General features: G+C 46.6%; 18 protein-coding genes. All 18 read right to left on the bottom strand.

The window, feature by feature from the left end:
• Position 1: 1 nt before the first annotated feature.
• The 18 genes from AAC978_RS01300 to AAC978_RS01215 all read right to left on the bottom strand — a co-directional run bounded on the left by AAC978_RS01300 (position 2) and on the right by AAC978_RS01215 (position 19,239).
• On the bottom strand, positions 2–1,441 hold the full coding sequence (locus AAC978_RS01300) for an ATP-binding protein (RefSeq protein WP_341546154.1): 1,440 nt from the start codon (positions 1,439–1,441) through the stop codon (positions 2–4).
• A gap of 258 nt (positions 1,442–1,699) precedes the next feature.
• Entirely contained in the window at positions 1,700–2,620 is a 921-nt protein-coding gene (locus AAC978_RS01295) for an N-acetyltransferase (RefSeq protein ID WP_341546153.1), read from the bottom strand.
• A gap of 312 nt (positions 2,621–2,932) precedes the next feature.
• On the bottom strand, positions 2,933–3,976 hold the full coding sequence (locus tag AAC978_RS01290; RefSeq protein WP_341546152.1) for a Gfo/Idh/MocA family protein: 1,044 nt from the start codon (positions 3,974–3,976) through the stop codon (positions 2,933–2,935).
• 154 nt (positions 3,977–4,130) lie between these two features.
• A complete protein-coding gene (locus AAC978_RS01285; RefSeq protein ID WP_341546151.1) occupies positions 4,131–5,486 on the bottom strand; it encodes a nucleotide sugar dehydrogenase in 1,356 nt (451 codons plus the stop codon).
• A 14-nt stretch (positions 5,487–5,500) separates the two neighbouring features.
• A complete protein-coding gene (locus tag AAC978_RS01280) occupies positions 5,501–7,363 on the bottom strand; it encodes a polysaccharide biosynthesis protein (protein WP_341546150.1) in 1,863 nt (620 codons plus the stop codon).
• 168 nt (positions 7,364–7,531) lie between these two features.
• The gene (locus AAC978_RS01275; RefSeq protein ID WP_341546149.1) at positions 7,532–9,319 is read right to left on the bottom strand and encodes a cell wall-binding repeat-containing protein; all 1,788 of its coding nucleotides are present in this window, start codon (positions 9,317–9,319) and stop codon (positions 7,532–7,534) included.
• A gap of 103 nt (positions 9,320–9,422) precedes the next feature.
• On the bottom strand, positions 9,423–9,617 hold the full coding sequence (locus tag AAC978_RS01270; protein WP_341546148.1) for a hypothetical protein: 195 nt from the start codon (positions 9,615–9,617) through the stop codon (positions 9,423–9,425).
• Positions 9,607–9,909: a nucleotidyltransferase family protein gene (locus AAC978_RS01265; RefSeq protein ID WP_341546147.1), complete on the bottom strand. Its 303-nt coding sequence runs from the start codon at positions 9,907–9,909 to the stop codon at positions 9,607–9,609. The genes AAC978_RS01270 and AAC978_RS01265 overlap by 11 nt, the downstream gene beginning before the upstream one ends.
• Positions 9,910–10,044: 135 nt before the next feature.
• Positions 10,045–10,800 carry a hypothetical protein gene (locus tag AAC978_RS01260; RefSeq protein ID WP_341546146.1) on the bottom strand — a complete coding sequence of 252 codons (756 nt, stop codon included), beginning with the start codon at positions 10,798–10,800 and terminating at the stop codon, positions 10,045–10,047.
• 84 nt (positions 10,801–10,884) lie between these two features.
• Entirely contained in the window at positions 10,885–11,553 is a 669-nt protein-coding gene (locus tag AAC978_RS01255; RefSeq protein ID WP_341546343.1) for an SdpI family protein, read from the bottom strand.
• A gap of 75 nt (positions 11,554–11,628) precedes the next feature.
• Positions 11,629–11,970, bottom strand: coding sequence for an autorepressor SdpR family transcription factor (locus tag AAC978_RS01250; RefSeq protein WP_341546145.1), 342 nt, complete (start codon positions 11,968–11,970; stop codon positions 11,629–11,631).
• A 691-nt stretch (positions 11,971–12,661) separates the two neighbouring features.
• Positions 12,662–13,387, bottom strand: coding sequence for a hypothetical protein (locus AAC978_RS01245; protein ID WP_341546144.1), 726 nt, complete (start codon positions 13,385–13,387; stop codon positions 12,662–12,664).
• A gap of 344 nt (positions 13,388–13,731) precedes the next feature.
• The gene (gene galU, locus AAC978_RS01240; RefSeq protein ID WP_341546143.1) at positions 13,732–14,601 is read right to left on the bottom strand and encodes a UTP--glucose-1-phosphate uridylyltransferase GalU; all 870 of its coding nucleotides are present in this window, start codon (positions 14,599–14,601) and stop codon (positions 13,732–13,734) included.
• A 96-nt stretch (positions 14,602–14,697) separates the two neighbouring features.
• Positions 14,698–15,306, bottom strand: coding sequence for an ATP-dependent Clp endopeptidase proteolytic subunit ClpP (gene clpP / locus AAC978_RS01235; RefSeq protein ID WP_341546142.1), 609 nt, complete (start codon positions 15,304–15,306; stop codon positions 14,698–14,700).
• A gap of 130 nt (positions 15,307–15,436) precedes the next feature.
• The gene (locus AAC978_RS01230; RefSeq protein ID WP_341546141.1) at positions 15,437–16,294 is read right to left on the bottom strand and encodes a sugar diacid recognition domain-containing protein; all 858 of its coding nucleotides are present in this window, start codon (positions 16,292–16,294) and stop codon (positions 15,437–15,439) included.
• Between the two features lie 100 nt (positions 16,295–16,394).
• A complete protein-coding gene (locus tag AAC978_RS01225) occupies positions 16,395–16,562 on the bottom strand; it encodes a hypothetical protein (protein ID WP_341546140.1) in 168 nt (55 codons plus the stop codon).
• Between the two features lie 3 nt (positions 16,563–16,565).
• Positions 16,566–17,849, bottom strand: coding sequence for a (Fe-S)-binding protein (locus AAC978_RS01220; RefSeq protein WP_341546139.1), 1,284 nt, complete (start codon positions 17,847–17,849; stop codon positions 16,566–16,568).
• Between the two features lies 1 nt (position 17,850).
• Positions 17,851–19,239: an FAD-binding oxidoreductase gene (locus AAC978_RS01215; protein WP_341546138.1), complete on the bottom strand. Its 1,389-nt coding sequence runs from the start codon at positions 19,237–19,239 to the stop codon at positions 17,851–17,853.
• Positions 19,240–19,520: the final 281 nt, after the last annotated feature.

Raw genomic sequence — 19,520 nt, 5'->3', positions numbered from 1 at the left:
CTCAAACTGCTTTACCTAAAAGATATAAGAGGATTAATGCCGGAATTCTCACGATGGGCACTTGTGAATTATGCTTACTGACACCATAGTCAGTAAGCTTTTTTGTTGCGATAAAGGCATTTGTAACCTGAGAGTTTGGATCTGAGGCTAAAGCAACTACGGCATCTGAGGCAAGCACGGATGAGTCATTCCGGTATTTTACTTCACAGAGTACTTTCCCTGAGGGTTGATCAATAACAACATCTACCTCTTTTTGATTATTCTTTAGCTTTCTGAAATACCCTATTTTGGCAGTCTTTCCTTCATAGAAGGAAACGAAGTGTTTATAGACAGCAGTTTCTACCATAATGCCCATTTCTTTTTCATTGGTCTGGACGTTGTCAATCATGAGAACTGCATTGCGTATCGCTGGGTCTGCCACATAGATTTTGGGTCGGCCTTTTAAAGCACCTTTGCTCCCAACATCGATGGGATTCGAACGGTAAATGAGATTTGATTTCTCGAGAAATTCAAGATAGTTTTCCAACGTTGTAACACTTATATTGCCCAATTCCTTAGTTGCAGTTTGAGCATTAAAGATTCCAGATGAATTTATACACAGATATAAAAATAACTTTTCCATCAGTAGTGGGTTCCTTACGTTGAATAGGGTCAGAACATCTCTTTTAATAACCTTATCCACCACATCTTCACGGAGTAATCTTTGAGCATAGGTGTCATCATCAGATAGTACAAGCTCCGGAAAACCACCAATTAGTAAATAGCGATTAAAGTGCTGGACTAATGGTGAAAAAGCATTTGCGAGCTCGGCAAATTCACCTCTTGCTAGAGTTGCCAATTCTGACAGCTGAATATTACTATTAAGGGCTGGACGTTCCTTCAACTGAAGTAATTCACAGTATTCATAAAAGGATAACGTTGGAATTTTAAGCATCGTCCATCTTCCCGCACCACTGTCTGCTGCTCCCTTTTGAATAATCGGGCTAGCAGATCCAGTTGCTGTTAAACAAATATCTGGGCGGGAATCATATAATACTTTCATCCATAGCTCCCAGTTATTTGTATATTGAACCTCATCGAAAAACAAATATTTCTTCCCCTCAATTGGATAGAGCGATTCATATATGTTTAATACTTCATCAATGCTAATAAGCTTAACTAATGGATTATCAAAAGTTATATAGAGAATATTCCTCGGCGCAACACCTTGTATTAAAAGATCCTCGATCATTTGATACATAATTGTCGTTTTACCTACTCGTCTGGCGCCGGACAATACCACAAATCTTCGAATTGAGGGATGGGTTAAGTACTTCATTGCTTCATTATAGGCAACTCTTTTCTGAGGTTTAGTTAGTGCTTGGATTTTCTCAGGTTCTTTCCACCACTGGTTATATTGTTGTAAGACTTTAATGACTTGTTCTTCAGATACCAAGGCCATAAAATTCACTCCTTATTCTTTATACTATAATTATATCACAGATTATTTTATAGTATACTATGTATTGTTCTGATCAACTCTATGGTTGTTCATCCATAGAAGGGATACCTAGAAGAACCAGATCCTACGCTCGCTCAGAATGACATAAGCATAAAAAGGTCAAGTGGTTTGCTTGCGTGCAAGATAACCACTTGACCTTTTTAGTTATTACCCATTTTTATGTGCATTCCTAGAAAGTACAATCCACTGACAGAAGTGCTACTCTTGCAACAATTCTTCCTCGGGTACTTCCCGCAAATCCTGGGCAGGGAATCCTTTGACCACGCGCTTCTCTACCGTGTCTTTGGTGACTAGCGCCCCAGCGGCGACAAAGGTCTCCTGTGCAACGCAGACACCCGGCAGAAGAATAGAACCCCCACCCACTCGAGCTCCACGGCAGATCTTAGCTCCCCTGAGTGACTTAAAGCGCTTTTCAGTCCTACCCATGTAATTATCATTCGTGGTGGTGACCATAGGAGCGATAAAGACCCGTTCCTCAATCTCCATATAGGCTGTGATGTAAGATCCGGTCTGAATCTTAGTGTAGGCGCCGATGCTGGTATCATTTTCGACAGCTACCCCGCTACCGATGACCACATTCTTACCGATGGTGCAGCGTTCACGTACCAAGGCGCCATCCCCTAGGAAGACCTGATCGCCGTATGTGGTTCCTGCATATAGAACAGAAGAACAGCCTATGGTGTATCCCTTCCCCATTTTCAGCGGCGGTAAATCCGCCTGGGCTTTCACCGTGCTGGTAGCGGCCGCCTTAGGAAAACGCCCTACAGAGGCGCTGCTGCCAATAAAGCCATCCTCACCGAGCTCCGTTAGCGGATAGACGGCTGTATGCTCACCCACCCGCGTCCGCGCCCCGATGCGAGCCCCAGAGCCTATGCTCACATGGGCGGACAGTTGACACCCGTCCCCGACGGTGGCACCCGCAGCAATCGTCACATGATGGCCTAGAGTAGAGCCTGCACCGATGGTTGCTCCTTCTTCGATGACACAACCCACACCTAGGGTCACATTTTCGCCGAGGCTAACCTTGCCCTGAATCACACAGAAGGGTGAGATGGTTACGCTGACGGGGACGGTTGCCGTGGGGTCGATATAGATAGATGTGGTTCGTGGATCAGGCATATATATGACCTCACTTTAAAATCTTTTAATGCTCATAAGAGTAGCTTTTCGCACAAGAACGAACGATTTTCACTGTGTATAAGGCAGCTAAGGCTTCTGCTTCGCTTCCCTCACCACAAGCCAAGCTTTCTTTAAGCGGAGGGGCGGTCAGGCGAATGATGCTTCAACAGCATAGGATTGCCACCGGTTCACATCAGGTATTACCCTGAGGTTTGGCAAATCCTGCTGCTGAAGCGAGTTCGCCAGCCCCGTAGCTACTGAGTGAGTGTTGTGCGAAAAGCTACACGACCCGAGCTAAAGGCTGTTCAAGAGCTACTTAACGACCGGGAACACCACCGGCTCCTTCGTCTCCTGGCACTTGTAAATGGCTAGGATAATCTCTAAAGCCTTCCGTCCTTCTTCTCCGGGGATAGATGGTGTACGGTCCTCGCGGACTGCATCAATCATATCCTTGATCACTTCCCGATGACCAAATCCATAGACATTGGGGGGATCATTTTCCTGAGCGGCAAAGATGGCCTGTTTTTCCTCATCACTATCCGGGAACTCCCAAGTCTCGACACGGTTGACGGCAATGCCGCCGATCATGACGGAACCGGTTTCACCGAAGATGTTGAGGGTTTCTTCAATATTTTTTGGATAAATAGTTGAAGCTGCCTCGATTACCCCGAGGGCTCCATTCTTAAACTTAATGACGGCAACACCCACATCCTCCATCTCAATCTTGCGCAGAGCTGTGCGGGTATAACCAAAGACCGACTCCACGGGTCCAAAGGTCCATTGAAGGAGGTCGATATTGTGGATCGACTGATTCATCAGGACTCCACCATCTTGGAGCTTAGTACCGCGCCAAGGGGCTTGGGAATAGTAGGCATCATTGCGGTTCCAGCGCACAGAGGCTTGGCCATGGGTGAGCTTGCCAAAACGTCCCTCTTCTAGGGCTTGGCGCATAAGCTTAATGGATTTATTGTAGCGGTTTTGGTGAATCACTGAGAGCTTGACACCAGCTTCGTGACAGGTGCGAATGAGCTCATCAGCACTCTCTAAGGTCATGGCCATGGGCTTCTCGACCATAACGTGTTTTCCGGCTTTGGCACAAGTGATACCGATAGGGGCATGAAGATCTGATTCTGTAGCGATAGTCACCACATCGATCTCTTCCTTTTCCAGCATTTCTTCGTAAAAAAGGTAGGGTTTGGCTCCATATTTATCCGCAAAGGCTTGGGCCTTTTCCGGAACAACATCACAAACGGCTACCAGCTCTGCTTCTTCGAGAGCGAGGATTGATTCGGCATGTTTAGGTGCAATGCGTCCACAGCCAATGATGGCAAAGCGCATCTTCTTTTGCTTATCCATGATTCCACTCCTTATCTTAGGACAAGGGAACAGGGTTCCTTGTCTCAAACTTCAGTCCTATACTATTGAACAATTTCTTGAAAACAGGGACCTGTCCCCGGTTTCCATCTTCGAAATGAAACTAAAAACCGGTACTTGTCCCCTTGATTCAGTCTTATAATTTGATGATTTTATCGCGGTTGGCTTCGACGTTTTTGGTGGCGTTGCGGGTATCGACCACGAGGCTGGCTTTGGCGACGACGCGATCGTAGTCCACAGCGCTATGGTCTGTGAGGATGAGAACGCAGTCGGCCTCGCTAAGAGCTGCGTCGGTGAGCTCGATGCTGTCTAAGTGTACAGTAGAGCCGCCGTGGGGTTCGATAACCGGAATATAGGGGTCGTGGTAACTGATATTGGCACCGTTCTTGCGCAGAAGCTCCATGATTTTGAGGGCCGGGGATTCCCGGACATCATCGATATCTTTCTTATAAGCTACACCAAGGATGAGGACCTTGGCATCCTTTAAGCTTTTATTTTCGTTGTTCAGCGCGCTGATCACTTTATTGATGACATAATAGGAAACTTCGACGTTGACCTCTCCCGCCAGCTCGATGAAGCGGGTATGGTAGTCGTATTCGCGAGCTTTCCAGGTCAGATAGAAGGGATCGATGGGAATGCAGTGACCGCCGACGCCGGGGCCGGGCCAGAAGGTTTGGATGCCGAAGGGTTTGGTTCCTGCTGCTTCAACTACTTCCCAGATATCGATACCCATGCGATCGCAGAGCATCATCAGTTCATTGACTAAGGCAATATTGACAGCCCGATAAGTATTTTCAAAAACTTTGGTTAGCTCTGCCGCAGCCGGGCTGGAGACAGGTACCACGTTGACGATAGTTTGAGCGTAAAAGGTATAGGCTACTTCCAGACAAACCGGAGTCATACCCCCCACAACCTTGGAGGTATTATTGGTGGTGAAGCGTTTGTTTCCTGGGTCAACCCGTTCCGGTGAAAAGGCTAAGAAAAAGTCCTTGCCTACTTTTAAACCGCTTTGTTCCAACATAGGTAGAATCACTTCTTCAGTGGTTCCTGGGTAGGTGGTGCTTTCTAGAGTGACCAGCTGTCCCGGTTTCAGATACTTAGCGATTTGTTCGGAACTGGCTTGGATATAAGAAATATCCGGATCCCGAGTAATCGTCAAGGGGGTCGGCACGCAGATGACAACCACATCACACTCGGTCAGTCTGGCATAATCCGTAGTGGCCGTAATCGTACCCTTTTGGGTTAAGGCTTGGAGTTCTTCATCCTTAACGTCGCCGATATAATTATCGCCGGCATTGACTTTGGTTACCCGCGCAGCGTTAATATCGAACCCGATGACCGGAAAGCCCACTTTGCCCTTCTCTACTGCTAAGGGGAGTCCCACATAACCAAGACCGATGACACCCACCGTCGCTGTATGGTCGAGGATTTTCTTTTTAAGGCTTTGTGCTAAAACGTCTTCGCTGGTAATGACTTCTTTCAAACGTAACATGGAATATTTCCCCCTTATTGATTGGCAGCTGTTTTGGAAGCTTGCTTTCTAAATGTAGGCACCACGGATTGTAACTGGGCGATAACTTCCTCCCGTGTCAGGTAAGAGCCCCGCTCCCGGATGAGATGAATGAGCTCCTCCAGCTGTGAAACATTAATATTGTTGGGTTTGGCTACAAAAATGCGTTTATGTTTCGTCGCGGAAGTTCCTTCTTCAGCGGTTAGGAGTTCTTCATAGAGCTTCTCACCGGGGCGCATCCCAGTAAACTTGATTTTAATATCCACATCGGGTTCGAAGCCCGAAAGGCTGATTAGGTCGCGGGCAAGATCTAAAATCTTCACGGGCTGACCCATATCGAGAATAAATATCTCGCCCCCCTCGGCCATTGAGCCGGCTTGGATGACCAGCTGGGAAGCTTCAGGTATGGTCATAAAAAAACGTACCATGTCGGGGTGGGTCACGGTGACCGGGCCCCCTTTGGCAATCTGGCGCTTAAAGGTAGGAATTACACTGCCACGGCTGCCCAGCACATTGCCAAAGCGTACCGCAACAAATTTGGTCTGGGAACGCTTGTCCATGCTCTGAATGACCATCTCGGCCACCCGTTTGGTCGTTCCCATGACGCTTGTAGGGTTGACTGCCTTATCCGTGGAAATCAGAACAAAGGACTTGACCTTCACTTCATCAGCAGCCTCTGCAAGGTTGCTGGTACCCATCACATTGTTCTTCAAGGCTTCTTCCGGGTTCTTTTCCATCAGCGGGACATGCTTATGGGCTGCCGCGTGGAAGACCACACCGGGCTTGTAACACTGGAAGACGATATGAACCTTGTCACGATCCTTAATATCCAAAATCTCGGTAGCTACGTCCAGAGTGGGGTTATCCACCCGCAGCTCTTGCTCAATATCAAAGACGCTGTTCTCACCATGTCCAACCACCACCAGCTTGGAGGGGTTAAAGCGGGCGACTTGACGGCAAAGCTCAGAGCCGATGGAGCCGCCACCGCCGGTGATGAGGACCACCTCTCCGGTCAGATAGCCGGCCACATCTTCAAGATTCACACTGACGGGTTCCCGACCCAGTAAGTCTTCGACTTGAACTTCGCGAATTTCATTGGTATCTAATTGACCGCTGACCATATCGAAAACCCCGGGCATGATTTTGAGATCCACCCCGGTTTTTTCACAGATGCCCACGATTTCCCGGATAACCTCCCCGGAGGCTGAAGGCATAGCAATAATGATCTTATCGATATTATGATTTTTGACCACTCGGGGAATATCCTTACGAGTTCCTAAGACCGGGATTCCCATGAGTTGTAGTCGTTGCTTTCTGACTGCATCATCAATATAGCCCACCGGACGACCTTCTCGGTAGTTTTTGTTTTTTAGTTCGCGAGCTGCCATGACTCCCGCATCCCCGGCGCCGATGATCAGAACCTGGTTCTGAGAGCCCGGCACATGGGGGGTAAAGATATTATCCTGGAGAATCCTCCAAATGAATCGGGAGCCTCCGACTAAAAAGAGGGTAGTAAACCAGAGCAGTGCCGATACCGAGTGGGGAAAACGCAGGGGTGCAAGGAAATACACCAGAGTCACGGTTCCGGCCGTTCCCACCGTCACGGCAAAGATAATCGAGACGAGCTCGCCGGTACTGGCATACTGCCAGAGCTTGTTGTATAGACCAAAAACATAGAACACCGCCAAATAGACGAGGGTGGCTGTCCAAGCAGAATGAGTCAGTGTTAAAAAATACTCTTCCGGTATCTTGCCATTGCCCTCAAAGCCAAAACGAATATAAAAGCTTAAAAACGCTGCGAGATTCACCAACACAGCGTCGATAGCCATATGTAACAGAGTCCTTCTACGCCATAGCATGGTAAAATTATCCCTTCCTTAGCTGTTCAGGGAGATGGGTAAAATCCCTTTATTTATTTTTTGCAGATATTTGCACCGTTCTTCAGTTTACTATAGTTTCTGCCAATTTACAACCTAACATACTGACCGAGGACTAAGCTGCAAGTACTGAAATGTAATCTCTATTCTTTAAGTCCCCAGAAGTACTTTTAACTCTTGGACCCTTTCACTAGATATTGCTCCTGTTCCACCAAAGATGTACTGCTTGACTTCGGGATTGTAGGGATGTCGGGCAATAGTCTCCTTGAGCCTTGGGTAAGCATCGAGGGGGCCTTGAGGAATGAGGATAACCTTGGAGTTAAGGCGAACGGCTAAAGCGGCTCCGGTTAAGGCATCAGGGAAATCCTGCCCCGTAGCAAAGGCTAAGCTCTGACCTTCCCCAGCAAAGGCTACTGCCACAGCGGCCATGGTATCGTACCGTGAGGCCCCGGATAAGCGCTCAATCACCGGGCTTGCTAGCTTGAGCTCTTCTTGGAGGTCGGCAGCCACGGTCGATGATATGACTCCTTCACCGCCGATTAGATAGATTTTCCGAGGATTTAAAGCCTTTAAGGCGGTCCAAGTTTCTTGAGGCAGCGTTTTCCACTCCGTCAAAAGAATCGGCATCTGCTTAATACCGGCAATAGAGGCAATACTCAAAGCATCAGGAAAGTTGAGACCTGTAACAATGGCTACAGCCTCCTCCGAGTGATTTAGGTTGATTTCCGAGGATAGACCAGCACTTCCGGTACTGTGGGTTAATATATCTCGAGAAAGCCCTGCGGTCTCTAGAGCGATAGCGGCCGCTGTCTCATAGCGATTCAAGCCGTTGATCCGTTGTAATCCTTCGCCACTCCAGCCTAAGCTCTCGAGCTTGGCAGCTACCTTAGGTCCTATTGCCCCTTCCCCTCCCAGCAAAAGGACTCGATCCGGGTTTAAAGTCTTTAAAGCCGCTTCCACTTCAGTATTTAAGACTTCGCCAGAAGTGAGGAGAATGGGCGCATCATAGCGTGCCGCCAAGGGGACACCGGCCAAGGCATCGGGAAAACGGTCGGCGCGCGCGAGGATCACGGTCTCCGCTCCGGTGGGCCAGCCCTCTAGGGCTTGCTGTACTGCAGTTTCAAGGCGTAAGAATTCTATGGTTTGAGGCTGTCCGCCCCGACTCGGTGTTGTTACAGGGGCTGTGGCTACGTCGGGGACTATCGGGGTCAGAGGGCTTTCACCCTCGGCTAAGTCTCCGTAGTTAATGGGCTCGGGAGTCGCCCAAGCAACGGTTTTGAGAGGAAGCCCCGTAGCCGGCAAGGACTCTGCGGGAATTCGGGTGATCTCAACAGGCTTAATATACTGGACCAAAAAACCCTCGGGATGTGCGATAAGGTTGAAGACCTTCTCTTGATAAGTCAGGGTTGTAGGGCCGCAGACATTGGGGTTGTTTTTATCGGTCCAGATATTATAAGCCCAAAGGGCAAAATACCAGTTTTCCAACTTATTGCGATCCCCATCCCCGATGGTCGGGGTGAATTTCCACTTCTCGTTGAGTAGATCGGCACCGCGGCGAATATTAAAGCCTATATCGGTCCTGAGCTTCTCGATGGTTTCCAGATCATTATCGTTGTAGGTAGCCACCTGCATAATCCCGATAGCGGGGTGATCCGGTCTGGATACTATAGGGTTTCCCAGCTTATCAAATTGACGCCATGAACTTTCCTTAAAGGCGATGGCCTTCAGAATAACACTGGGGATTGCTTTTTCCTTGGCAACCTCTTCAAACAATTGGTTAATCTCATCATAGGATGGATTCACATAAGTATTCGCTACAACTTGGGTACTAGTTCCTTGATTGACCGTAGAAGCCTGAAGTAAGGCCGGTTGCCCAAGGGTTGAAGCTGTTAATAAGGCACAAATCATTACGCACGATAATACATGACGACGGATCACGTTATCTCCTCCTAATTCGTGTCGATTCGTACTTATTTCAACATATTCCCCTGTGTTTCCTTCCTTCGAGACCTCAGAATAGAGAATAATATTAAATTAAAAATCACCCTCCATAATCTGAAAGGTGACCCGATAATTCGCCAATCTGCAAAAGACATAAGGCAATTGCATTTTGATAAATAGAATTTTTACTAAACACTTCAAAGGAGTTTCCAAAGTAAGATTGTGTATTTTCTACTTCAGAACAAAACTTGCTTATCCGTTCTAAGATATCGATGTTTCTCTCCTTATTGCTCATATAACAGGATTTCCTCCTCACCGATTCTTTTCAGAAACCTTTCGCTCAATCCATCCGTTTCCATCACATCGACAGAAAGATCCAACCGTTCTTCAAGGTCCAACTTAAATCCAGATAATTCAAATAGCCCCCTGATTTTACCCTTATCGATTCGCAAATCAATATCACTATTGGGTTTAGCATCCCCTCTGGCGTAAGAGCCAAAAAGGACAACCCGTTCGACACCGTAGCGTTCAGCTACATCAGATACAATCGCCTTGATTTCATCAATCGTATAACATTGTGCTAACACAGTTCGATCATCCTTCCTAATCTCTTACTTACAAAAACCATTCTATGGAAATAGTATACCACAGATTTAATCATAATCGATAATAAGGCAAAGGACATCCCTCCATAATTTTGAAGTGATGTCCTTTAGGAGTCTTTAGGGAAGCAGTGTTTCTCCAGCCGTTAACCAACGACCATTATCCTTGACCATATTGACGCGAACCTTGACTTGATGCTCCGTGTTCCCACCCATAGCTATTTCATTAGCGATATCATAGTCCTTGGCAATGTAATGGTAGTATGCGGTAAGGGTGGCTGAGGTCGCAGTTGCTGCCTCGACAGTGACACTGTCAAAACGGATATCGCTCACTTCAATTCCTACCCCTTGGGCAATAAATCGTTCCGCTTGGCGGGCATGTTTTTCAAAAAGCTCGCCGGTGTAGGCCTCACTGAGTTGAGCACGGAAGCTTACCATATCGGTGGATTTCCATGCATCAAACAAGCTGCCCAGATTGAGCTTATAATCAGAAATAATTAGTTCTGTCAATTCAGCTGGTATATTCTTAGAAGTTCCGGATGTGTCTGGGGTGTTGAGGATGTTGGGGTCGTGGGGGTCAATACCTTCCGCTGAGTCGAGGTTCTCTTGTTCGGGATTAACCGAAAGCATCCCGCCCGTCGTAGCCGAGTCATTGGGGTCGACAGGGTAGATCCCTAGCTCTGAAGGATTGGTGAGGCTGTTGCTCTGGTCAAAATTACTGTCCACTCCAGAGGTGGGTACAGAATCTTTATTCTCCCAGAAAGCAAGTCGCGGATTGCCATCAGCCGGTGTCGTCGCCAGTGCGTAGCCTACTACCACGATCACTAAACCGACTCCAAGTGCTATTGAACCAATCAATACATACATCTTACGCATAAATAAAATCTCCTTTTCCTGGATTCTACTCATAGCTTGACCAGGGAAAAGAGATTTTAGACACAAGCACATAATATTTTTTTGTTAGCCTGCAATTCTATTGTGGATGACATAGGAATAGGCCATGGGTACAACGGCGATGAGAACCATAACGAGTCCGAAGAGGATAGCCGTCCAGGTTGGCGGAAGAAATCCTGTCAGACACATGAGGATTCCACCTACAATCCAGAGAGGTCCTGCAAAACGGTGGGTTTTTAACCAGACTTCTTCGTTAGCTAGAGTCCAGGGGGTACGTATGCCAAAGGTATAGTTATACTTGATCTTTCCGAAATAATTCCCCAACAGGATAAAGAGAATGCCAATGCCGGAGAAATACCAGCGCGGTAGGGTTTCGAGGTAACCCAAGGCTATAGCGATGGTTCCCCAGTACATGAATGATAGGAACACAACCAAGGTCAGTCCGACAATCCAAAAAACACGACCCATCATCTGGTAATTAGCCCGCTTCGGATCAATTTTGGGAAGTGCCCAGAACAGGAGATAGACCCCTAAAATCAGTAACGGAAAAAGATAGGCACCCCGAAAAGCGTTTGTATATCCATCCACCTGCCCTTGGATGTTCCAATGGGAGGGGACTCGATCCGGTAGCTTGGGATAGGCCCACACCCCAACGATAATGTTGATGAGAACAAATAGACCGGATAATATTTTTGCAATTCGACCGTTGCGGTTTTGGTTATTGGCATTTTCCATATTTTCCATAGGTCTTCCCCCTCGGTATAATAAGGTTTTAGTAATTTACGAAGTCCATATTAATTCTTAGCCTGATTATTTGCTTTTATCCGTCTTTGGTGGTGCTTCCTCAAAGGCTTCCTCACCTTGATTAAAATCCAACTCATCGGGATGCTTCCCTGTAAATTCTAAAAACCAGCCCATGATCTCTTCAAATACTGAGGTATTCAAGGTGTAGATAATCGTTTGGCCTTGTCTTCGGTCACTGATAAGATCTGCTTGCTTCAACAAATTCAAATGATGAGATATACTGGGCTTGGTCATCTCAAAATGATCGGCTATTTCTCCAGCGTTCAAATCTCCGGCATGCAAAAGCTTGAGAATCTGACGTCGCGTCTTATCGGAGAGTGCCTTAAAGGTCTCGTTGAGCGGAGACATGAAATCCCCCCTTTAACTATGCTTCTGGACTAGTTAGATATTTAGAAAATAATCTAAATATCTTGTATTCATTTTACCTTAACCCTTCATATAAGTCAATCGGAAGACAGTTCCAAAATATGGCGGTAAAACTTGGGCCCCATGCTCCTATCTAACCAGAAGTAAAACTCTGCTGAAAACTAAACGAAGAAGATCTGGCCCCCGATGGTCAGATCTTCTTCATTAAAGCGCGCATTTATCATAGTTTCACCTGAAGCGAATCTACTTCACCGCTTCAACCTCTCTGTCGTTTTGAGCCTCTCGGCCTTAAGCGCTTAAAGCCGCTCTCACTCAATGCCATAGATTCTCGACAAGAAATATTTCGCCTATTATTTACGCCGGCTGGTGCGTAGATCGTCACTTTAGAATAGCCTCAGCATCAATTTAATCAGAATTAATCTGAGGACCGTAACCCATATAGGGTTCTCTTCATACGTTTTCCGTACTCCTCAAGCCATATTCAGTTGTCAGTCTACCCCATAATTTTATCTCTATCTCATGCATAATTGCTCTCCAGTGAATCGAACGGTCCTCTGCCCGCCACGGTTTTGCATTCAAACCTTCGTGGAAACTCAGCCACGATAGCTACCGAAATCCTTGCTTTAGCTAAATTGTATATCGTTCCTGTAATTGTTATAAAAAGTTGAATCCTCTACCGTTTCGTGGCAAATGGGGTGGCCCCGTAAATCTTCGCACTCTGATCGTCACGCAAGAGATGAGCGTCCAAATCATGAAGCTCTTGATGGAATTGCTCGATGCGAACTTTGTCTTTCGCATTAAACGCATCAGCGCCACGATTCAATAAGGCACTTACGTATTCCTTAAATTGTGCCGCTTGATTCGGTTCGTTCTTTAGTCGTTGATCCCACAGTGATTTGTGGAAAACAATGTAGCGTTTAATGTCTTCTTCGTTCATCTGCGGACCGGAATTCGGTCCGTATAAATATCCATCCACATATTGATGGATATTCCACGCCGCACCAAACACAAGATTCTGAGCATCTTGACTCAAACCGTTTTCGCCAAAAAAGCCGGCGACAGATGGGGCTAAGTTGATGTCTTTGGTGTCGGGCTCTTTATATTTCTTTGGCCCTGAGACATCTCCCTGTGGAGTAGCATTAATTCCCGGTGGATCAGTCACAGTTACAGCAGGGCTTACTCCAGAGGTTTGCCCAGGTGGACTCTCAGCTGTACTGGGATCCTGAGGGTTCGCGCCTTCAACAGGTGGTGCCTGAATTACGACAGAGTCTTTCTCAGGCGCTGCCTTATTCATAAAGACCTTCCAGGCACTCGGTCCATAGATCCCGCCGACAACCACCGCACCGGCCAATACGAGGGTTCCCGCCAGAGATAGGACCTTCTTTTTGTCGAACTCCATGAATCTCCCTCCTTTATTAAGTAATCAATAGCTCTCTAATATATTACCAATTTTTAGGAGGAAAACCTGTCGCTTTTCCTGCACGCCTCTACCCTTTTTCCGCCCTCAGCCTGTCCGATTTGTCAGTAGTTTACCCAAGGGTACAAGCTTTCGCGAAATAGTAACAGCAAATTCCAGATGAAAAGCTGGGTCTGGTCCCACTTTTTAAAAACTAGGGAAATAATTGGGTCAAGGGGATAGATTCAAAGAGGCAAAATAAGTGAGATAAAAGCAAAAAGACAGATACCCGTTTTCTGATGAAAACAGGAACCTGTCCCCTTGACTCACACACTTGATTCACTTCTTTACTTGATGAGGTGTTTTAGGTAGTTCATGAGGGGCTCGGAGAGGTCCTCCCGACGGAGGGCATATTCGATGGTGGCTTGGACGAAGCCTAGCTTGTCTCCCACATCATAGCGCTGACCATCAAATTGATAAGCAAGGATTTCTTGGGACTTGGCCAGCTCCTTTAGTCCATCGGTCAGTTGAATCTCTCCCCCTTTGCCGGGAGGGAGGTTTTCGAGGATGTCAAAAATTTCAGGGTTAAGAATGTAGCGGCCCATAATAGCTAAGCGGGAGCTCGGGGCATCTTCTGGGCGGGGTTTTTCCACTAAATCCTGAGCTCGATAAATACTCTCATCAAAAAGCACGCCGTCAACAATTCCGTATTTCGAGGCGTCTTCAAGGGGGACTTGCTGCACCCCCACAATGCTGGCACCATGTCGTTCGTATACTTGGATCATTTGTTTCAGACAGGGCACTTCCGAATGGATGATATCATCACCCAAAAGCACTGCGAAGGGTTCATCCCCGATGAATTTCCTAGCACTGTAGATTGCATGGCCAAGGCCCAGGGCTTCTTTTTGACGTACATAGTAGATATCCACCAGTCGCGCGATATCTTGGACCATATCCAAAAGCTCATTTTTATCGCTCTTTTGCAAAAAGGTTTCGAGCTCAATGGAACGATCAAAATGATCTTCAATGGCCCGCTTATTGCGCCCGGTGACGATAATGATATCTTCGATTCCTGAATTAACAGCTTCTTCAACGATGTATTGAATAGTTGGTTTATCCACGATCGGCAGCATTTCTTTGGGTTGGGCTTTCGTTGCCGGCAAAAAACGTGTGCCAAGGCCTGCTGCTGGGATGATGGCCTTTTTGATTTTTCGCATACTCTATCCCCTTTGATCCTTCCTAAATCGAAGTTCTCTAACAGAAGGGACCGGTTTCTTTAACGACTTTCTCGTTGAAAACCAGTCCCCATTTTTTTATTTTTTTGCTTGCAGCGGTTTTTCCAAGACTTCGTCGATAAGACCATAAGCCTTGGCTTCTTCGGCTGTCATGTAGCGATCACGGTCTGTATCGGCTTCGATGCGCTCCATGGTTTGGCCGGTACGTTCAGCCAAAATGCGATTCATCCGTTCTTTGATACGGAGTAAATGCTTAGCATGGATTTCGATTTCGGTGGCTTGACCGGAAATACCGCCGCCGCCAATCAAGGGTTGGTGGATGAGAATTTCCGCATTGGGAAGTGCTGTCCGTTTCCCTTTTGCTCCGGCGGTTAAAAGGAAGGCTCCCATGCTTGCTGCTAAACCGACGCAGATGGTATGCACATCCGGGCGAATATATTGCATAGTATCATAAATAGCCATGCCGGCAGAGATGGAGCCACCAGGACTATTGATGTATAAGAAAATATCCTTTTCTGGATCTTCAGCTTCTAAGAACAGCAGTTGAGCTACAATCACATTGGCCACATCATCGCTGACCGGTCCACCCAAAAAGATGATCCGATCCTTAAGCAGCCGGGAATAAATATCGTAGGAACGCTCTCCACGATTAGTTTGTTCAATAACCATAGGCACCAAATAGCTCATTATGAATCCCCCTTGTATTCTTTATCCTAATTTTTTGTCTCAGTCTATCCTGTCCTGATATTCTTATTTTAGTACAAAGGTCAAAAAAGGTCAAATAAAAAATACCGACAAATTATTAATCATAATGGAATTATAGTGCATCAGCAAGCTGTGTCAATTGATAACCTACCTTTTTAACTCCTTCGACCATTTCCGAAATGTCTTGGGTATGCTTAGCTTGCTCGAGGTTAATTTTACCGCTCTCGGTCACGCCCTCGGTGACTGATTCGATGGTATCTTGGAAGTTTTGAAGCATCATCTGGATATCATTAGCTGAACGGTTGCTGTCTTCGGCCAACTTGCGGACCTCTCCCGCTACGACCTGGAAGCCCCGTCCGTGTTCTCCTGCTCGGGAAGCTTCGATGGCCGCATTCAAGCCGAGAAGGTTCGTCTGCTTAGATACGCGACGGATAAAGTCTAGGATTTCTTCCGTTGCTTTAACCTGCTCATATCCCTGCTGAGCTTTCGAGGAGACTGCTTGGCTGATGGAGGCCACTTCCTGTGAAGAGGCGACCATTTCCTCAATAGCTGTCGCAGCTTGACCCAGGGCAGCTGTGAGGCTATGGACTTGATCGCGCAGGGTCTTTTTGACTTCATCTTCTCTGAGCGTCTTAATGACCATTCCTGCGGCAACCTTAGCAATGGGCGTAATTATGGCTAAGGGGCCGGCAATTCCAAAACTACCTATCTTCTCTCCATTGAGCTTAATGGCAATGCTGTAACCTTCCTTCAAAGATCCTCCGGATCTCTCTGCATCTTCAGCAGTAATGACAGCAGTTTCTTGGTTGCTGGAGAGAATCTTTTGACTCCCGCCGTGCAGTACACCAATTCGTGTCTTTGCCGAATCACCAATGATCCGCGCCGATTTATCACAGACGATACTATGATACCCACATTGCTCATAAATAAAGTCAACAATTTCATTAGCGATAGCCGCTGTTAAATCCATGTTTTCACTCCTCTATAGTATTGCCAGTATGTAAAATTAAATTGCAACCAACTCCTAAAAACATGCTTACTTTATTTCTACAAAAAAAAGAGTTTTCCTCTTAAATGGCAAGATTGATTTTGTTATATGTGGAATTTAGGAAAGAGTTATAAAGGTAGAGCAGTGCAAACTCACGTTCACACTGCTCTTCTTGTGCTAAGGGTTGTCTGGCAACTTCCTTGCTTCCTTCTGTCCAATTGGTGAAAAGAGGAGCCTGACCCCAATTCACACTTTACCTTTTTCCTGCTTCATAGGATTCAGCAAGGATTTGTACAGTATGCATGACATTTTCAGTTATGCCTGCGTTCATAACCCCACTGGTCAACTGCAAGCGGCAAGCGGGGCAACCGGTGACGACGGTATCGGCATGAGTTTGCGCAATATCCGCAGTTTTCTTTTCGCCGATCTGACCGGACAGATCCGGATGGACCAGGTAGAAGGATCCGGCCATTCCACAGCAACGGTCTGGTTTCTTCATTTCAATAAACTCGAGTTCAGGGATGGATCTGAGGATTTCCCGGGGTTCTTTGTTGATTCCTTGGCCACGGTTTAAATGGCAAGGATCGTGATAGGTTACTTTACGCTTCACAGGTCCTAGACCTTCTTTTTTGAAGGGAACCTTATGAATGAGGAATTCAGCGATATCATAGGTCCGAGCTGCCCATTTGTCGGCTAAAGCTTTCATCTCCGGCTCATCGTCGAAGAGCTGTGGGAAGGTGTGCTTCCAAGCTTCACCGCAGGAGGAACAATTGGAGACGATGACGTCAGGATTCAGTTTCTCGAAGGCCCGGAGGTTGCGTCGTCCGCATTCCCTAGCTGACTCCACATCGCCATTGACGGCAGCGGGAGTTCCGCAGCAGCCTTGATCCTTAGGGACGACGATTTCACAGTCGTTTTCTTTTAAGACAGAGACAACCGCATTACCCATATCGGTATAGAAATAGTTGGTCATGCAGCCAATATAATAACCAACTCTCATTTTGGGGTTGTCGACTTTAGTGACTTCAGGCAATTCGTCTTTTAAGGGGCGAGCAGCCAGATTCGGTAAGATATTATCTTTACCTAGACCGATATTGATGCGCAAACGGGCACCTTTATCACTGCCATGGACACGTTTCATAACTAGCCCTTGGAAGGTGCTGCCGACTTTCATGCCAAAGTCAAAGAGTCGATAAGCTTTAATCGTATTAAAAGCTATCTTCTTAATGGGATGTAATCCTTTTTTACGCACGGCTTCAGCCCGAGCGGCCAAAATAATTTTATCAAATCGGACTCCACAAGGACAAATCTTATTGCACGCCATACAGGTGGTACAGAGGGATAAACGATCAGCGATTCCTTCTGTGAGATCAACTTCACCACTCATGACCATCTGAATCAAGCTGATCTTACCCCGGGCCACCGAGACTTCGCGGCGGTTTTCTTTATAGATGGGGCAAACCTCTTGACAGTTTCCGCATTTCATACATTTACTTAATTCGTCTTGGATGGAGTCAAGTGAACTGAATATACTCACCTTAGTCCCTCCTCACCATTTTGCCGGGGTTGATACGATAGTCCGGGTCACAGGCTTCTTTGATATCCCGAAGGAGTTTTACGCCGGCTTCCCCAAACTCTAAGGGTAAAAACTTAGCTTTGGCCATGCCGATACCGTGCTCTCCGGAAAGGGTACCACCGAAGGATACAGCCACTTCAAAAATTTCTTCGACTGCCTTTTCCACACGTTCCATTTCTTCCTTGTCGTTTTCATCGGTTAAAATGGTGGGATGCAGGTTGCCGTCCCCGGCGTGGCCGAAGGTTCCGATCAAGAGGTTGTATTTGTCAGCGATTTTCCGAATGGCCTTGATCATGTCAGGAATCTTACTGCGCGGTACGGTAGCATCTTCTAATACGGTGGTGGGTCGGCGTTGGGCGAGTGCCGGTAGGGCTTGGCGACGAGCGAACCAGATCTTATCCCGCTCTTCGTCGGTCTTGGCAATATTGACCTCTACAGCACCTTGCTCTTTGAGAATCCTCTCTACTAGGGCAGCCTCACGCTCTACGGCTTCTATATAACCATCCACTTCACAGAGCAGAATCGCTTCAGCATCGACGGGAAGCCCGGCATGGGTGAAGTTTTCTACGGTGCGAATGGTGATATTGTCCATGATTTCCAGAGTTGCCGGAATAACCTTATTGCGAATAATCGCTGAAATAGCATTACCGGCTTTATCGATATCATCGAAGACACCGAGGAGGCTTTTCTTCGCTTCAGGCACCGGATTCAGCTTAACAAGAATTTCTGTAATAATACCTAGGGTGCCTTCAGCACCTGTGAATAAGGCGGTCAGATCATAACCGGTCACATTCTTCACGGTTTTGCCGCCCCATTTAATGATATCTCCGTTGGCACGGACCAGCTTCATACCCATGACATAGTGCTTAGTCACACCATATTTCAGTCCACGTAAGCCACCGGAGGATTCCGAAACAGAGCCACCCATGGTTGCGGTGTTTACTGTGCCGGGATCGGGAGGATAGAAAAGTCCATGTTCCATGGCAGCATTGTTTAGGTCAGCGATAATGACACCTGGTTGTACGGATGCAGTGAGGTTCTCCTCATCCACTTCTAAGATTTTGTTCATATGCAGCATGGACATGACGATGCCCTTTTCGATGGGAATAGTGCCACCGCTGAGGTTCGTGGCTGACCCACGGGGATAAACAGGCAGATCGTATTTCGTGGCGATCTTCATAACTTCCGAGACTTGCTCGGTAGTCTGGGGGGTGATGAATACATCCGGAGTTTGACGGGGCATTGCTGCAGTAGCGTCGTAGGAATATGTCAAAAGTTCTTCATGTTCCGTGATGACATGTTCTTTTCCCAAAACTTGGATGAGTTCGTTCAAAGCTTCCGCTTTTAACATAGCATTAAATCCTCCTTAAAAATGAACTTACTGGTCTGACCATCCTATGATAGGTTAACTAATTACTTTAATTTATTCGTGCTATTTAGATAGATTCCTACTTTGGGAAAAAAAGAACTTTTCGACTAGAGAAAACTTTCAGATTTCACTATGTTCATGTTTTCACTAGCTACTTCTTTACCTTTTGTGGTATAATTTTAAGATAAGTAAGAATTATACAAAAAAGAGATAACCTTCGACATAAACATTATTATGAAGCAAATACGCAAATACGTACACTA

Origin of the sequence: Desulfitobacterium sp. THU1 (assembly GCF_038181555.1) — a bacterium.
In the GTDB taxonomy this organism is placed as follows: domain Bacteria; phylum Bacillota; class Desulfitobacteriia; order Desulfitobacteriales; family Desulfitobacteriaceae; genus Desulfitobacterium.
The sequence above is the reverse complement of the archived record's forward strand: the minus strand, read 5'-3'. Positions and strand labels throughout refer to the sequence as shown.

Coding starts and splice junctions, on each gene's coding strand:
- galU (WP_341546143.1), bottom strand. CDS start 14,601: ATGCGAAAAATCAAAAAGGCCATCATCCCAGCAGCAGGCCTTGGCACA.
- AAC978_RS01270 (WP_341546148.1), bottom strand. CDS start 9,617: ATGAGCAATAAGGAGAGAAACATCGATATCTTAGAACGGATAAGCAAG.
- AAC978_RS01300 (WP_341546154.1), bottom strand. CDS start 1,441: ATGGCCTTGGTATCTGAAGAACAAGTCATTAAAGTCTTACAACAATAT.
- AAC978_RS01255 (WP_341546343.1), bottom strand. CDS start 11,553: ATGGAAAATGCCAATAACCAAAACCGCAACGGTCGAATTGCAAAAATA.
- AAC978_RS01295 (WP_341546153.1), bottom strand. CDS start 2,620: ATGCCTGATCCACGAACCACATCTATCTATATCGACCCCACGGCAACC.
- AAC978_RS01245 (WP_341546144.1), bottom strand. CDS start 13,387: ATGGAGTTCGACAAAAAGAAGGTCCTATCTCTGGCGGGAACCCTCGTA.
- AAC978_RS01290 (WP_341546152.1), bottom strand. CDS start 3,976: ATGGATAAGCAAAAGAAGATGCGCTTTGCCATCATTGGCTGTGGACGC.
- AAC978_RS01250 (WP_341546145.1), bottom strand. CDS start 11,970: ATGTCTCCGCTCAACGAGACCTTTAAGGCACTCTCCGATAAGACGCGA.
- clpP (WP_341546142.1), bottom strand. CDS start 15,306: ATGAGCTATTTGGTGCCTATGGTTATTGAACAAACTAATCGTGGAGAG.
- AAC978_RS01280 (WP_341546150.1), bottom strand. CDS start 7,363: ATGCTATGGCGTAGAAGGACTCTGTTACATATGGCTATCGACGCTGTG.
- AAC978_RS01285 (WP_341546151.1), bottom strand. CDS start 5,486: ATGTTACGTTTGAAAGAAGTCATTACCAGCGAAGACGTTTTAGCACAA.
- AAC978_RS01260 (WP_341546146.1), bottom strand. CDS start 10,800: ATGCGTAAGATGTATGTATTGATTGGTTCAATAGCACTTGGAGTCGGT.
- AAC978_RS01230 (WP_341546141.1), bottom strand. CDS start 16,294: ATGGATTTAACAGCGGCTATCGCTAATGAAATTGTTGACTTTATTTAT.
- AAC978_RS01215 (WP_341546138.1), bottom strand. CDS start 19,239: ATGTTAAAAGCGGAAGCTTTGAACGAACTCATCCAAGTTTTGGGAAAA.